Annotated in this window: 15 protein-coding genes; 7 read left to right on the top strand and 8 right to left on the bottom strand. The window is 62.3% G+C overall.

Translation table 11 applies throughout. The features are described 5' to 3' along the window. Positions 1 to 49: 49 nt before the first annotated feature. Together M2360_RS24185 and M2360_RS24180 are read right to left on the bottom strand one after the other, a co-directional pair. On the bottom strand, positions 50 to 1,606 hold the full coding sequence (locus M2360_RS24185) for an NADH-quinone oxidoreductase subunit NuoF (RefSeq protein WP_280777955.1): 1,557 nt from the start codon (positions 1,604 to 1,606) through the stop codon (positions 50 to 52). Continuing rightward, on the bottom strand, positions 1,603 to 2,082 hold the full coding sequence (locus M2360_RS24180) for a formate dehydrogenase subunit gamma (protein WP_280777954.1): 480 nt from the start codon (positions 2,080 to 2,082) through the stop codon (positions 1,603 to 1,605). Before M2360_RS24180 ends, M2360_RS24185 begins: the two co-directional genes overlap by 4 nt. 270 nt (positions 2,083 to 2,352) lie before the next feature. On the opposite strand from M2360_RS24180, the gene M2360_RS24175 reads away from it, so the two are divergent. Beyond that, entirely contained in the window at positions 2,353 to 2,715 is a 363-nt protein-coding gene (locus tag M2360_RS24175; RefSeq protein WP_280777953.1) for a hypothetical protein, read from the top strand. Between the two features lie 56 nt (positions 2,716 to 2,771). On the opposite strand, the gene M2360_RS24170 is transcribed toward M2360_RS24175, so the two are convergent. Then, the gene (locus M2360_RS24170; RefSeq protein ID WP_280777975.1) at positions 2,772 to 3,650 is read right to left on the bottom strand and encodes a LysR family transcriptional regulator; all 879 of its coding nucleotides are present in this window, start codon (positions 3,648 to 3,650) and stop codon (positions 2,772 to 2,774) included. A 128-nt stretch (positions 3,651 to 3,778) separates the two neighbouring features. Between M2360_RS24170 and leuD the strand changes: the two genes are divergently transcribed. Further along, positions 3,779 to 4,384 (top strand): 3-isopropylmalate dehydratase small subunit, encoded by a 606-nt coding sequence (leuD, locus tag M2360_RS24165; RefSeq protein ID WP_280777952.1) that lies wholly within the window; start codon positions 3,779 to 3,781, stop codon positions 4,382 to 4,384. Between the two features lie 24 nt (positions 4,385 to 4,408). On the opposite strand, the gene M2360_RS24160 is transcribed toward leuD, so the two are convergent. Next, on the bottom strand, positions 4,409 to 5,404 hold the full coding sequence (locus M2360_RS24160; protein ID WP_280777951.1) for an NAD-dependent epimerase/dehydratase family protein: 996 nt from the start codon (positions 5,402 to 5,404) through the stop codon (positions 4,409 to 4,411). A gap of 100 nt (positions 5,405 to 5,504) precedes the next feature. On the opposite strand from M2360_RS24160, the gene M2360_RS24155 reads away from it, so the two are divergent. Then, positions 5,505 to 6,401: a LysR family transcriptional regulator gene (locus M2360_RS24155; protein ID WP_280777950.1), complete on the top strand. Its 897-nt coding sequence runs from the start codon at positions 5,505 to 5,507 to the stop codon at positions 6,399 to 6,401. On the opposite strand, the gene M2360_RS24150 is transcribed toward M2360_RS24155, so the two are convergent. The 4 genes from M2360_RS24150 to M2360_RS24135 all read right to left on the bottom strand — a co-directional run bounded on the left by M2360_RS24150 (position 6,402) and on the right by M2360_RS24135 (position 10,708). After that, entirely contained in the window at positions 6,402 to 6,830 is a 429-nt protein-coding gene (locus M2360_RS24150; protein WP_280777949.1) for a metallopeptidase family protein, read from the bottom strand. A 78-nt stretch (positions 6,831 to 6,908) separates the two neighbouring features. Next, positions 6,909 to 7,166 carry a GlsB/YeaQ/YmgE family stress response membrane protein gene (locus tag M2360_RS24145; RefSeq protein ID WP_280777948.1) on the bottom strand — a complete coding sequence of 86 codons (258 nt, stop codon included), beginning with the start codon at positions 7,164 to 7,166 and terminating at the stop codon, positions 6,909 to 6,911. A 132-nt stretch (positions 7,167 to 7,298) separates the two neighbouring features. Beyond that, a complete protein-coding gene (gene rhaI, locus M2360_RS24140) occupies positions 7,299 to 8,588 on the bottom strand; it encodes an L-rhamnose catabolism isomerase (RefSeq protein WP_280777947.1) in 1,290 nt (429 codons plus the stop codon). Between the two features lie 20 nt (positions 8,589 to 8,608). Then, positions 8,609 to 10,708: a bifunctional rhamnulose-1-phosphate aldolase/short-chain dehydrogenase gene (locus M2360_RS24135; RefSeq protein ID WP_280777946.1), complete on the bottom strand. Its 2,100-nt coding sequence runs from the start codon at positions 10,706 to 10,708 to the stop codon at positions 8,609 to 8,611. Between the two features lie 187 nt (positions 10,709 to 10,895). On the opposite strand from M2360_RS24135, the gene M2360_RS24130 reads away from it, so the two are divergent. The 4 genes from M2360_RS24130 (at position 10,896) to M2360_RS24115 (ending at position 15,359) form a co-directional block, all read left to right on the top strand. Then, entirely contained in the window at positions 10,896 to 11,699 is an 804-nt protein-coding gene (locus tag M2360_RS24130; protein ID WP_280777945.1) for a DeoR/GlpR family DNA-binding transcription regulator, read from the top strand. Positions 11,700 to 11,748: 49 nt separating this feature from the next. Next, entirely contained in the window at positions 11,749 to 12,741 is a 993-nt protein-coding gene (gene rhaS, locus M2360_RS24125) for a rhamnose ABC transporter substrate-binding protein (protein WP_182828168.1), read from the top strand. Positions 12,742 to 12,879: 138 nt separating this feature from the next. Further along, a complete protein-coding gene (locus M2360_RS24120; protein ID WP_280777944.1) occupies positions 12,880 to 14,382 on the top strand; it encodes a sugar ABC transporter ATP-binding protein in 1,503 nt (500 codons plus the stop codon). Next, positions 14,379 to 15,359: an ABC transporter permease gene (locus M2360_RS24115; RefSeq protein ID WP_280777943.1), complete on the top strand. Its 981-nt coding sequence runs from the start codon at positions 14,379 to 14,381 to the stop codon at positions 15,357 to 15,359. Before M2360_RS24120 ends, M2360_RS24115 begins: the two co-directional genes overlap by 4 nt. Position 15,360: the final 1 nt, after the last annotated feature.

Raw genomic sequence — 15,360 nt, 5'->3', positions numbered from 1 at the left:
CCGGCAGGCCAGAGGGGGGTGTTCCCCGGGGTGTGGAAGCTATCGCGCATCATTCCGCCGCCTCCCGCATCGGGGCCGGAATGAAATCCTCGGGGAAATGCGTGATCGCGCTCATCACCGGATAGGGCGTGAAGCCGCCGAGCGCGCAGAGCGAGCCGAACTTCATCGTGTTGCAGAGATCCTTGATGAGCGCCATGTTCTTTTCGACTTCGACGCCCTGCAGGATCTTGTCGATCACTTCGGCGCCGCGGGTGGAGCCGATGCGGCAGGGGGTGCATTTGCCGCAGGATTCGACGGCGCAGAATTCGAAGGCGAATTTGGCCTGGGCCAGCATGTCGGCGGTGTCGTCGAATACGGTGATGCCGGCGTGTCCGATCAGCCCGTCCTTGGCCGCGAAGGCTTCGTAATCGAACAGCGTGTCGAAGAGATCGGTGGGGAAATAGGCGCCCAGCGGGCCGCCGACCTGCACGGCCTTGACCGGACGGCCGGTGGCGGTGCCGCCGGCGATATGCAGCACGATTTCGCCGAGCGACAGGCCGAAGGCAGTCTCATAAAGGCCGCCATATTTGACATTGCCGGCGATCTGGATCGGGATCGTGCCGCGCGAGCGGCCCATGCCGAAATCCTTGTAGAAGGCCGCGCCGCGATCGAGGATCACCGGCACGGAGGCGAGCGAGATGACGTTGTTGACCACGGTCGGACGGCCGAGGAAACCCTGCAGCGCCGGCAGCGGCGGCTTGGCGCGGACAATGCCGCGCTTGCCTTCGAGCGAATTCAACAACGCCGTCTCTTCGCCGCAGACATAAGCGCCCGCGCCGACGCGGACTTCCATGTCGAAGGCCTTGCCCGAACCGAGCACGGAGGGACCGAGCACGCCAGCTTCACGGGCGATCTCGATGGCTTCGCGCATAATCAGGATGGCGTTGGGATATTCCGAGCGGGTGTAGATATAGCCGCGCGTCGCGCCCACCGCGAGGCCGGCGATCGCCATGCCCTCGATCAGCACGAAGGGGTCGCCTTCCATGATCATGCGGTCGGCAAACGTGCCGCTGTCGCCTTCGTCGGCGTTGCAAACGATATATTTCTGGTCGGCTTGGGCCTGGGCGACCGTGTTCCACTTGATGCCTGTCGGGAAACCCGCGCCGCCGCGGCCGCGCAGGCCTGATTCGGTGACTTCGCGGACGATGTCAGCGGGATCGAGCTTGACGGCCTTTTCGAGCCCGGCGAGGCCGGCATGGGCGCGGTAATCCTCAAGCGACAGCGGATCGATGATCCCGCAGCGGGCGAAGGTCAGCCGCGTCTGGTTTTTCAGGAAGGGAATGGCCTTGGTGCGGCCATGACAGAGCGGATGATCCGCCCGGGTCATCAGGCCAGCGTCGAGCAGGCCGGCGACATCGGACGCTTTCACCGGACCATAGGCGATGCGGCCCTCAGGAGTCGCCACTTCCACCATCGGCTCCAGCCAGTGCAGGCCGCGCGAGCCGTTGCGGACCACCACAGCGTCGAGGCCGCGGGCAGTGATTTCGGCATGGAAGGCCTTGGCGACCTTTTCGGCGCCGAGCGCCAGAGCTGCGGAATCGCGGGGGACGTAGATCTTGACAGTCATGCCCTGATCTCCTTGATGAGGGCGGACACGTCGTCCCGGGTCAGGCGTCCGTGAAGCTCCCCGTCCAGCTGTGCTGCGGGAGCGGTGGAACAGAGCCCCAGACAATAAACCGGCTCCAGCGTGACCTTGCCGTCAGCCGTGGTCTCGTGCCAATCGAGGCCGAGTTCCGCGCAGGCGTGGTCAGCGATCTCGCGCCCGCCCATCGACTGGCAGGCCTCGGCCCGACAGAGGCGCAGCACATGGCGACCGGCGGGCTGATGACGGAATTCGTGATAGAAGGTGACGACGCCATGCACCTCGGCGCGCGACAGATTGAGCTCATGGGCGATGACCGGCAGACAGTCCTCCGGCACATAGCCGAATTCTTCCTGCACGGCGTGCAGGATCGGCAGAAGCGGGCCCTCGAGCCCCTTCAGCCGATGCACGATCTCGAGCGCGGCTTCGGCCGCGCCATCGGGCTTCACATGGATATTCATACGGTCCTCACCGGTTCAGATCGCCGCGTCCGGTCGGGCGAAAGCCATTGGGCCCCCTCCTCGCCTCTCACCGAGCCTGTGCGGAACACAGGCCGCCTGACCGGAACTCTGTCGGCCACGCGCTCGCTTGTTGGCAAGGGTGACGAAATATCAGCTTGAGGTCAATAAGCGGCTTTCGTGGGTCGATAGGAAATTTCTATCAAGGCCGCATGATTGCGCGCGTGTGAAAACGGCTCATACTTTGATTTCCTGAAGCCAAAGGAGAGAAGCATGAAAGTGTCATCAGCGGATCTCGTGGAGAATTTTGGCGCCATCTCGGACAAAGCGCTCATCGAGCCGGTAACGATCACGGCCGATGGACGCGACCGACTGGTGCTTATCTCGGGCGCCGAATATGATCGTTTGAAACGACGAGATCGACGCGCAATTCTCGTCGAAGATCTTTCAGACGATGAGATGGCCGAGATCGCTGGTCAGCGTGTTCCCGAACACTATGACCTTCAGAACGAAGAACTGGTTGCGCCGACTTACGACAAGATGAAAAGCAACCCCGAACGGGGCCTGTCGCCAGATGATGTCCGCTTGCGCTTGGACACCAGGGCGGCGGCGCACAGGGAGACGTCGGAGCCGTGAGATATCGCGTCATGTTCGTCCCTGAAGCAAGTGACGATCATGATGCGCGACGCTCCCTAACGCAGCCCCCGCGCCGCATTGATCAGCGCCGAGACCAGCGGCGTGTTCGGGTCCCGCTCCAGCGCCACCAGCCCGACGAGATGGCTGGGCTCGGGATCGGTGAGCGGGATGATCGCCACCTGATCGACGAAACCAAAGGAGCGCGCGGCTTCAGCCGGCATGATCGAGGCCCATTGGCCGGTCAGCACATGGGTGAACAACACGATCATCGAATTGGTTTCGAGTCTCGGCTCGACCTTGGCGCCGGCTTCGCCCAGATGCTTGTTGATGATGCGGCGGTTCTGCATATCGGCAGTCAGCAGGCAAAGCGGCAGGTCAGACGCTTCTCGCCAGGTGATGCTGGCGCGGCTCGCTTCGGGGGCGCGTGTCGAGATCACCAGATGATAGCGCTCCTCGATCAAGGGCACGCTGACCACCCGTCCGAGCGGCTCGTTGTCGAGATAGGTGATGCCGATATCGGTTTCGAGATTGTCGAGCTGGCTGAGGATCTTGAGCGAGGTCGCCGACTGAACCGAGAAGGTGACGGCGGGATGCTTTTCCTGAAACGGGCCTGTGAGCCTGGGAATGAGCGACAGCGCGGTGGGGATGGCCGAAATCCTGACATGGCCAGACAGACCCGAGCGGGCGGCGCGCATCTCCTCTTTCATGGTGCGGGCGTCGCCGACGATGCGGCGCGCCCATTCCAGCACCCGCTGGCCCTCGGGGGTCAGCCCCTGATAGCGCGAGCCGCGATTGACCAGCATGACGCCGAGCTCGCCTTCCAACTGGCGGATCGCCGCCGACAGCGTCGGCTGGGTGACGCCGCAGTCCTCGGCGGCGCGACCGAAATGCTGTTCGCGCGCCAGCGTCAGGAAAAATTGCAGCTTGTCGATCATCTCAGCCTCGCCGCCCGGCAGGATGCGGCCGGGCCTCGGACCGGTTTGCAAGATTTTCCTTCAAAAGCCAAGCGATCTGCGCTAGAGGGCTGAACCAAACGAAGACCCATCGCCAGAAGGCCAGACCCATGGACAAGTTCACCACGCTGACCGGCATTGCCGCCCCCTATCCCGTCGTCAATATCGACACGGACATGATCATCCCCAAGGATTATCTGAAGACCATCAAGCGCACCGGTCTGGGCTCGGGCCTGTTTGCGGAAGCGCGCTTCAAGGAAGACGGTTCGGAAAACCCCGATTTCGTGCTGAACAAGCCGGCCTATCGCAAGGCCGAGATCCTGGTGGCCGGCGACAATTTCGGCTGCGGCTCTTCGCGTGAACACGCCCCCTGGGCGCTGCTCGACTTCGGTATCCGCTGCGTGATCTCCACCAGCTTCGCCGACATTTTCTACAATAACTGTTTCAAGAACGGCATCCTGCCGATCGTGGTGAAGCCGGAAGAGCTGGAAAAACTGCTCGACGACGCCTCGCGCGGCGCGAACGCCACGCTGACGGTCGATCTGGCCGCCCAGGAAATCCGCGGCCCCGATGGCGGCGTCATCACCTTCGACATCGACGCCTTCAAGAAGCATTGCCTGCTGAACGGCCTCGACGATATCGGCCTGACGCTCGAAAAGGCCGCCTCGATCGACGCATTCGAAAAGTCGACCGCCGCCTCGCGCCCCTGGGCGTAAGCGCTTCTTTCCGCTGGACTTGTTCTAGCGCATGGCTTGAAGAACAGGAGACGGCTCGCTGACGCGGGCCGTTTTCGCATCTACGGCCACCGTCACGCCCTGATCGACAAGCGCCTGGCGGATGGCGTCGACGGGCTCGGTGCGGGGGATGGCGCCAAGGAAGCGCCGGAGCTTGGCGTCGTCGAGCGAATGCGGCTGCCGCCAGAGATAGGTCATCGTCAGCAGAGCCTTGACGACGGGCATGAAAGGCGCGGCAAGCCGCATCGGCAGCCAGGACATGCGCTTGAACGTGAGGGGTCGGCCGAGCGCCTGCTGCGTGAGCGCGTGAAACGCATGGCCGCTGAGCGTATTCCCCTCGAAATTGAAGGTTTCGAAGGCGGGCAGTTCCGCCATCCGCTCGCCCAGCCGCGCAAAGGTTTCGGCGAGATCCGGCAGATAGGCGAAGGCGTGGGCAATATCCATCTCGCCCGGCCACAGCAGCACGCCCTTGCGGATGCGGGTGATCATGGCCTGGTCGAACCAGGCGCCCTTGGCGACCGTGCCGTAGAAATCGCCGGCGCGGAGGATGACGGTCTGGACGCCGGACCGTTCGGCCTGCTCTGCGAAAAGAGTTTCCATGGCGATGCGGATGCGCGCATGTTCGGTATCCGGCGCAAAAGGCGTCTTTTCATCGGCGCCGACCGGGATGCGATAGCCGTAATTATAGACAGTGCCGATGAACAGATGGCGCGCGCCATGGGCGCGGGCGGCCGCCATGACATTGCGCGCCATCGGCAAGGCGTAGATCGGCCATTGGTGATAGAGCGGATTGAGGCCGTTAAAGATAATGTCGGCGCCGCGCGTGGCGGCGATCAGCTCGCCCTCGACCATCGCGTCGGCGCAGCGATAATCAACTTTGCCGACCAGACCCTTGCAACGACCCGAACGGGTGATCGCGATGACCTGATGGCCATGCGCGAGAAAAGCGCGGGCTACGGCATGGGCTACTCTTCCATTGGCTCCGAGAACGGCGATGCGCATGATGTTTTCTCCTGAAATCTGCATGACTTCTGGAAGATAGCTCTCGGTCGCGTTATAATAAATCGACACAGGACTATAGTTTCTATTCGGAAGTGAATAGATGGATCTCGATTGGAATCTCATTCGCAGCTTCGTCACCGTGGCGGAAAGCGGCAGCCTGATTGCGGCGGCCCGCAGGATCGGCGTCAGCCAACCCGCGCTCGGCCGGCATATTGACGAACTCGAACGGCGGCTCGGGCTGACATTGTTCAGCCGCGGCCGCGCCGGCATGCGGTTGACCGAAGCGGGCATGGCGCTGCTCGAAGACGCCCGCTCGATCCGCAGCGACGTCGATCATCTCCTTTTGCGGGCGGCGGGCCAAAGCGACCGGGTAAGCGGACCTGTCAGGATCACCGCAAGCCAGGTGATGGCGACCTATGTGCTGCCGCCGATGCTGGCGCGTCTGAAACAGGCGGAGCCGGGACTGGAAATCGAACTCGTGTCCGACAACGCCATCGCCAATCTGCTCGCCCGCGACGCCGATATCGCCATCCGTATGGCGCGGCCGACGCAGAACGACCTGATCGTCCAGAAGATCGGCGATCTCGCGCTGGGCTGCTTCGCCCATCGCGACTATCTCGCCCGGCGCGGCGCGCCTGCGTCGCTCAGGGAGTACGCAGAGCATGATCTGATCGGTTATGACCGCGTCACCCGCATTCTCGACGCCATGGAGCAATTCGGTCTGACGATGAGCAGGATCGATTTCGGCTTCCGCACCGATGACGAAGTGGCGCAATGGGAACTGGTGCGGGCGGGCGGCGGCATCGGCTTTGCGCAACTGGCGATCGCCGCCCGCGACGCCGATCTCCGGCGACTGCTTACCGATCTGCCGATTCCGCGCCTGCCGCTCTGGCTGGCGGCGCATCAGGAACTGAAGACCAACCGGCGCATTCGCCGTGCGCTGGATTTTCTGCAAGGTGAGCTCAAGGCCTATGCGGCCAAATGCGCCGAGCCCTGATCAGGCCGCCGAGACGGAGGCCTCGATATCCTCGATATCCTCGTCGGACAGGCCGAAGTGATGGCCGATCTCATGGATCAGCACATGGGTGATAATATCACCCAGCGTCTCCTCGTTCTCGGCCCAGTAATCGAGGATCGGCCGGCGATACAGCGTGACGCGATTGGGCAATTCGCCGTTTTCAACGGAAAAGCGTTCGGTGACGCCGCGACCTTCGAACAGGCCAAGCAGGTCGAACGGGGTTTCCAGCGCCATATCCTCGAAAATGTCGTCGGAGGGAAAATCCGCGATCTGGATAATGAGGTCCTGACAGAGCGCGCGAAAATCGTCGGGCAACTGCCCATAGGCCTCGCGCGCCAATTGTTCTATCGCTTCCAGCGACGGCGCATAAGCGTCCCGCCAAATATCGGTCTGGTCTATACTCGCCATGATCACTCCTGTCCGGCCCGTATATAAAGCCGGGCCGCCGCTTTTGCGAGTATGAAAATCGTCAGTTTTGGCGTGCTGTCAGCTTCCGGTGCGGATGATCCTGAGGATCACCAGCAGGATGACCGCGCCGATCGTGGCATGGATCACCGACCAGAAGAATCCGCCGCCTACGCCGAAGCCGAGAGACGGCAACAGGAAGCCAGAAATCACCGCCCCGACCACGCCGACCACAATATTGCCGAGCAGACCAAAGCCGCCGCCTTTGACGAGAAGGCCAGCCAGCCAGCCGGCCAGCGCGCCGATGATCAGAAACACAACAAGACTTCCAAGGCCCATTCGCGCCCTCCATGATCGCTCTTCGAACCATAGGTGGCGTGTCCCCGAGCCTCTGTCAATCGCGCCTCGGCCCCGCTCGCAGCTTTGCGCCGCAAGCGAGGCCGAGGAATAAGAGCCGGGAAAGACGAGAGGTCAGACGATGCCGCCGCCGCCCGAAATGACTGCCGGACGCTCACCCGCCACCTTGGCGCGGTAGTTCGAAGCGCGATAGGCGCCGATCGGATTGATCGCGCCGCCGCGCTCCAGCCGCGCCATGGCCAGAATCGGCTCGACATCGGTGCGGAACGCTTTTTTCAGCGTTTCCGTCGCCATGATCGCGTCATTGTTGTCCTGGCAGGCGGCCAAAGTTTCGCGATTGACCATCAGCGCCTGGGCATAGGCGCGGCTGACCTCAATGGCGCTGGCGATCAGGCTTTCGATGGGATCGGTGACATTGTGGCTCTGATCGAGCATATGCGCCGGCCTGAAGTCCTTGACCTTGTTGACTTCGGCGTCAACCAGTTCGTTGAACACCAGGAACAGCCGGTAGGGATCGACCGAACCGGTGTCGAGATCGTCGTCGCCATATTTGCTGTCATTGAAATGGAAGCCGCCGAGCTTGCCGAACTGGATGAGCCGGGCGACGATCATTTCGATATTGGTGTTGGGCGCGTGATGGCCGAGATCGACGAGGCATTGCGCCTTGGGACCGAGCTCCTTGGCGATGATGAAATTGGTGCCCCAATCCTGCACCACCGTCGAATAGAAGGCCGGCTCGAACATCTTGTGTTCGGTGAACAGGCGCCAGTCATCCGGCAGGCCGGCATAGATGGCCTTCATCGATTCGAGATAGCGCTCGAAGCTCCGGGTGAAATTGACCTGGCCCGGAAAATTGGAGCCGTCGCCGATCCAGACGGTCAGCGCCTTGGAGCCGAGCGCCCGGCCGATCTCGATACATTCGAGATTGTGCTCCACCGCCTGCTCGCGCGTGGCGTAGTCGGTATGGCTGAGCGAGCCGTATTTGTAGGAGCGCGCCTGATCAGGCTGGTCCTGGAAGGTGTTGGAGTTCATCGCGTCGAAGGCGAGATCCAGATCGTCGGCCTTCTGCTTGAGGGCAGCGAGATCGGACACCTTGTCCCACGGAATATGCAGCGACACCGTGGGCGTGATGCGGGTGAGCTGATGAATGACCGAGCAATCTTCGAGCTTGTCGAAGATGCCGCGCGGCTCGCCGGCGCCCGGAAAACGAGCGAAGCGGGTGCCGCCGGTGCCGACTCCCCAGGAGGGCACGGCGACGCCATAGGCCGCGACCCTGCTCTTCACCCAGTCGATGTCGATGCCGCGCCGGGCGAGCGCCTCACCGAGATGATTGTAATCGCGCCTGAGCGCGCCGACATATTTGTGATTGTCGCTATCCACGACACTGGACGCTATGATTCCCATCCGACTGTCTCCCGATCCCCTCAGCGCGTAAACGCCTGGGCATTACCAGCATCTACATTCAATATATTACCAGTTGATTTGGAAGATGCGGAAGACGCGAAGAAATATATGCCTTCGGCGATATCTTCGGGGTAGACGGACAGTTTCAGCATCGATCGCGAGCGGTAATGCGCCTCCAACTCGTCAGTTGACATGTTGTAGGCGGCGGCGCGCTGCTCCTTCCATTCGCCGGTCCAGATCTTGGAGCCGCGCAGCACCGCGTCGGGATTGACGGTGTTGACGCGAATGCCCTTGTCGGCGCCTTCCAGCGCCAGGCAACGGGCCAGATGGATTTCGGCGGCCTTGCCGGTGCAATAGGCAGCGGCGTTGGGCGAGGCGGCCAGCCCGTTCTTGGAGGCGACGAAGACGATATTGCCGCCAATCTTCTGCGTCTCGAACAGTTTGAAGGCTTCCCGCGACACCAGGAAATAGCCCTTGGCGAGAATGTCGATATTCTTGTTCCAGAGATCGAGCGTGGTCTCGGTGATCGAGGCCGACGAGGCGAGACCGGCATTGGAGACCAGGATGTCGAGGCCGCCGAATTCCGCCACGGCGTCGGCGAAGCCCGCCGCCACCTGCGTTTCGCTGGTCACATCGATCAGCACGCTGCGCACCTGATCCTTGCCGTGACGGCCGACGAATTCGGAGACGGCCGCGTCGAGCGCGGTCCTGTCGATATCGGCCAGCACCACACAGGCGCCTTCCTTCAGAAAACGTTCGGCGGTGGCCTTGCCGATGCCGCCTGCGCCGCCGGTGATCAGCGCGACCTTGCCGGCGAGAGATTTCGGCTTGGGCATGCGCTGCAGCTTGGCCTCTTCCAGAAGCCAGTATTCGATATCGAAGGCTTCCTGCTCGGCAAGGCCGACATAGGTGGAGACGGACGACGCGCCGCGCATGACATTGATGGCGTTGACATAGAATTCACCCGAGATGCGCGCCGTGGCCTTGTCCTTGGCGAAGGTGAACATGCCGACGCCAGGCACGAGATAAACAACCGCATTGGGATCGCGGATGGCGGGTGAATTGTCGTGCTTGCAGCGCTCGTAATAGGCCTTGTAATCCTCGCGATAGGCGGCGACGGCGCCGTCGAGACCGGCCAGGGTCGCCGAGACATCCGGATTGGCGGGATCAAAGTGGATCACCAGCGGCCGGATCTTGGTGCGCAGGAAATGGTCGGGGCAGGATGTGCCGAGTGCGGCGAGCGCATCGAGTTCATGAGAGCAGACGAATTCGAGCACGGCCGGCGAATCGTCGAAATGGCCGATCTTGGGCTCGGCGGACGAAATCATGCCGCGAATGACGGGCATCAGGGCGGCGGCGACCTTGCGGCGTTCCTCAGCGGCGAGCGGCTGGCTTTTCGCGCCGCCGAACACCGGGCCGGTGATCTTCGCCTCCAGCCAGGCGATCGCCTTGTTGATGATTTCCACCGTGGTCAGATAGGACTCTTCCGCCGTATCGCCCCAGGTGAACAGGCCATGGCTTTCGAGGATCAGGCCGCGCGCCTGGGGATTTTCAACGCAGAATTTTTCGAGCCAGAGACCGAGCTCATAACCCGGCCGCTTCCAGGGCAGCCAGCCGATCTCGCCGCCGAAGATCTCCTCGGTCAGCTCTTTCGAATTCTCGGAGGCGGCGATGGCGATGATGGCGTCGGGATGCATGTGATCGACATGCTTGCGCGGCACATAGGCGTGCAGCGGCGTATCGATAGAAGCCGCGCGCGGATTGAGCGCGAAGGTGCAATGCGGCAGGTAATCGACCATCTCGTCTTCATAGGCGAGGCCGCGATAGAGACCCTTCAGCGCCTCCAGCTTCTCCATGTAGAGCGTGGCGAATCCATCGCGCTTGATGGTGCCGACATCGCCGCCCGAGCCCTTGACCCAGAGCACCTCGACCATCTGGCCGGTGAGCGGATCCTTTTCCATCACCTTGGCCGAGGTGTTGCCGCCGCCGTAATTGGTGATGCGCTTGTCCGACCCCAGGAGGTTGGAGCGATAGATCAACCGCTCCGATTCGCTCATCGCCTCCGCCTTGGCCTTGTCCCAAAGATTGGCGAGGCGCGCACCGCCTGCTTGTGTGCTCATGATGTTTCCTCCACTAGGTCCGCGCCGGCGCGGTTCTGTTTGCGCTGAATTCACAGGACGGCGGGTGATTTGTCAATCACAAATGATCATTACCAATCATATTGCGTCGCACAATGAAATATTATGATCGATCATGATTGACACTGACCAAAATCAATGAAAACTTAACCGTGGAAGGGGAGAGCCGATGCACGAGAAGGAACGCCACAGGATCATCATGTCAGCGGTGCAGGAAAAGCCCGTGGTGACCGTGCCGGAACTCGTGGAACTCACGGACAGTTCCGAGGCGACCATCCGCCGCGACATCGCCGCGCTGCATGTGCAGAAGAAGCTGCGCCGGGTGCGTGGCGGGGCCGAAGCGCTGCATCCGCCGCAATTCGTCGGTCTGGCCGGCCGTCCCTTCAGCGTCAACGAAACGATCAATTCCCGTCAGAAGCAAGCAATCGCCCGCGAGGCCGTGGCGCTGTGCGACGACGGCGACGCCATCATCATCAATGGCGGCACGACGACGTTCCAGATGGTGCATTTCCTGGTCAACAGGCGGCTGCAGGTGTTCACCAACTCCTTTCCGATCGCCGAGCATCTGCTGAAGAACTCCAAGAACACCGTGATGCTGTCGGGCGGCGTGATTTATCGCGAGCAGAACATCATTCTCTCGCCTTTCGACAATGACGTGACGCGCAATTTCTACGCCCAGCGCATGTTCATGGGCGCGCAGGGCCTCGGCGCGCTCGGCCTGATGGAGGCCGATCCGCTGCTGATCCAGGCGGAGCAGAAACTGATCGACCAGGCCGACGAACTGATCGTGCTGGTGGATTCATCGAAATTCGCCAAACGGTCGAGCCTGATTCTGTGTGAACTCAGGCGGATCGCCACCGTGATCACCGACGCCGGCATCGAAGACCGCCACGCCGCCATGCTGGAGCAGGCGGGCGTCACTCTGATCGTCGCGCAGGAACGATCAAACGAGAAATCATCCGCCGCGTCGTGAGGAGACGGCGCGGTCGGAGGAGGAACGTAAACCCAAGGGAGGAGACATCATGGGTATTCTGAAGAAACTGCTGGTGACGGCGGCCATTTCCACGGCCCTCATCGCCAATGTCGCGCATGCCGAGAACAAGAAGATCGCCCTCGTCGTCAAGGCGCTGGGCATCGGCTTCTTCGACGCCGCCAACAAGGGCGCGCAGGAAGCGGCCAAGGAACTGGGTGATGTCGACATCATCTATACCGGCCCGACCGACACCACCGCCGAAGGCCAGATCGAAGTGATCAATTCGCTGATCGCCCAGAAGGTCGACGCGATCGCCATTTCCGCCAATGACCGCGACGCCGTGGCGCCGGCGCTCAAAAAGGCCATGGATCGCGGCATCACCGTGATTTCCTGGGATTCGGGCGTCGCGCCCGAGGGACGGATGATGCATCTCAATCCGTCGTCGAATTCGCTGATCGGCAATATGTGCGTGAAGATGGCCGCCGACAATCTGCCCGAGGGCGGCGATGTCGCCATCCTCTCGGCCACCGCGACCGCCACGAACCAGAACACCTGGATCGAGGAAATGAAGAAGGTGCTGCCGAACTACAAGGGCATCAACATCGTCACCACCGTCTATGGCGACGACAAGACCGACAAGTCCTATACCGAGACGCAAGGGTTGATCAAAGCCTATCCCAACCTCAAGGCGATCATCGCGCCGACCTCCGTCGGCATCGTCGCCGCAGCCCAGGCTGTGGAAGACGCCGGCATGACCGGCAAGATCAACGTCACCGGCCTCGGTCTGCCCTCGGAAATGGCCGGCCATGTGAAGTCGGGCGCCTCCAAGTCCTTCGCGATCTGGAACCCGATCGATCTCGGCTACGCCGCCACGATGATTTCCTACAATCTCGTGACCGGCAAGGCGAAGGCGGACGCCGGCGCGGAAATCCCGATGGGCCGCATGGGCAATGTCAAGCTCGACGACAACCGCGAAGGCGCGATGGCCGATCCCTTCGTCTACGACGCCAAGAATGTCGAGGAATTCGCCAAGATCTTCTGATCCCGCGCATTCCGCATAGAGCCCGTTCTCGTGGGTTCCCCCACGAGAACGGCGCTTCTCCGATGACGGCGGCTCCCAAGACGGCGCCGCAGCGGTCTCTCTTTCTCTTTCGGTTCAGCTTTCATGAATGTCGTCGCCATGCTCAACACACCGACGGTCCGGCTGAAGGGAATCTCGAAATCCTTTCCCGGCGTGCGCGCGCTCTCCAATGTCGAATTGTCGCTGCATCCCGGCCAGGTCACCGCGCTGATCGGCGAGAACGGCGCCGGCAAATCGACGCTGGTCAAAGTGATGACCGGCATCTACCAGCCCGACGAAGGCGCAATCGAGATCAACGGCAAGCCGACCGAACTGCCGAGCGCGTTTGCGGCGTTGAGGCAGGGCATCACCGCCATCCACCAGGAGACCGTGCTGTTCGACGAACTCTCTGTCGCCGAAAACATCTTTCTCGGACATGCGCCCAAGAACCGCTTCGGCCTGATCGACTGGAAGAAGATGTATGCCTCAGCCGAAACGCTGCTGGGCAGAGCCGGGGCGACATTCGATCCGCGCGTCCGGCTGCGCGATCTCTCCATCGCCTCGCGCCATCTGGTCGCGATCGCCCGGGCGCTGTCGGTCGAAGCGCGCGTGGTGATCATGGACGAGCCGACGGCGGCGCTGTCGCACAAGGAAATCCACGAACTCTATGAGCTGGTCGAACGTCTCAAGGCCGACGGCAAGGCCATCCTGTTCATCACCCACAAATTCGACGAGATCTTCAAGATCGCCGACCGCTACACCGTATTCCGCGACGGCCAGATGGTGGGCGAAGGGCTGATCCGCGACGCCAGCCAGGACCAGCTGGTCCGCATGATGGTGGGCCGCGACATCGGCCAGGTCTTCCCCAAAAAGGCGGTCGAACCCGGCCCATCGGTGCTGACGGTGGCGGGCTATTGTCATCCGACCGAATTCGACGGCATCGGGTTTGAGCTCAGGCGCGGCGAGATCCTCGGCTTTTACGGGCTGGTCGGCGCCGGCCGTTCGGAATTCATGCAGTCGCTGATCGGCGTGACCAAACCATCCAAGGGCGCGATCCGCATTGACGGCGAGGTCGCTGTGATCCGCAGTCCTGACGAGGCGATCGCCAAGGGGATCGTCTATGTGCCGGAAGAGCGCGGCCGACAGGGCGCGATCACCGCCATGCCGATCTTCGAGAATGTCACCCTGCCGTCCTTGTCGCGCACCTCGCGGCGCGGCTTCCTGCGGCTGGCCGAAGAATTCAAGCTGGCGCGCGACTACACCCAGCGGCTCGATCTGCGCGCCGCCTCGCTCGACCAGCCCGTCGGCACGCTGTCGGGCGGCAACCAGCAGAAAGTGGTGATCGCCAAATGGCTGGCCACCAAGCCGAAAGTCATCATTCTCGACGAACCCACCAAGGGCATCGACATCGGCTCCAAAGCCGCCGTGCATGAATTCATGAGCGAACTGGCCGCCGAAGGCCTGTCGGTGATCATGGTGTCTTCGGAAATTCCTGAAATTCTCGGCATGGCCGACCGGGTGATCGTGATGCGCGAAGGCCGCATCGTGGGCGAATACGCCCGCGACGGCCTGACCGCCGAAGCCCTGGTGCGCGCCGCCGCCGGCATTGGAGATGCGGCATGATCAACCTGCTCCGCCACCGCGAAATCCAGCTTCTGATCGCCATCGCCGCGCTGGCGATGATGATCGCGCTGCGCTTTCCCTCCTTCATCTCGCCGGCGAGCCTCGGCAATGTCTATGCCGACACCTCGATCCTGATCATCCTGGCGCTCGGCCAGATGGCGGTGATCCTGACCAAATGCGTGGATCTGTCCACGGCGGCGACGCTGGCGCTGACTGGCATGGTCGCGGCCATGCTCAACAACGCCTTCCCTGGCCTGCCGATCCCGGTGATCGTGCTGATCGCGATTGCGCTCGGCGCTCTGCTCGGAGCGATCAACGGCCTCTTGGTCTGGAAGCTCGACATGCCGCCGATCGTGGTGACCTTGGGCACGATGACCGTCTATCGCGGCGTCATCTTCCTTCTGACCAACGGCAAATGGATCAACGCCCATGAGATGACCGACGCCTTCAAGGCGCTGCCGCGCGATCATCTGTTCGGCCTGTCGCTGCTCAGCCTGTCGTCGCTCGTCGTCATCGCCATCATGGCCGTTATGCTGGGCCGCACCACCACCGGCCGCGCCTTCTACGCGGTGGGTGGCAACGCCAACGCCGCCGTCTATGCCGGCATCGATCCCGGCCGCACCCGCTTCATCGCATTCATCGTGTCGGGCGCGCTGTCCGGGCTCGCTGGTTATCTTTGGATCGCGCGCTATGCAGTGGCCTATGTCGATATCGCGCTCGGTTTTGAACTCGACGTGGTAGCAGCCTGCGTGATCGGCGGCGTCTCCATCGCCGGCGGCATCGGCTCGGTCGCGGGCGCCGTGCTCGGCGCGCTGTTTCTCGGCGTGATCAAGAACGCGCTGCCGGTCATCAACATCTCGCCCTTCTGGCAATTGGCGATCTCCGGCGCCGTGATCATCCTCGCCGTCGCCTTCAACGCCCGCGCCGAACGCAAGAAGGGGCGCATCATTCTGAGAAACGCCGAGGTCGTCGCATGAG

The organism is Rhizobium sp. SG_E_25_P2, from assembly GCF_029892285.1.
Taxonomy (GTDB): domain Bacteria; phylum Pseudomonadota; class Alphaproteobacteria; order Rhizobiales; family Rhizobiaceae; genus Rhizobium_E.
The sequence above is the reverse complement of the archived record's forward strand: the minus strand, read 5'-3'. Positions and strand labels throughout refer to the sequence as shown.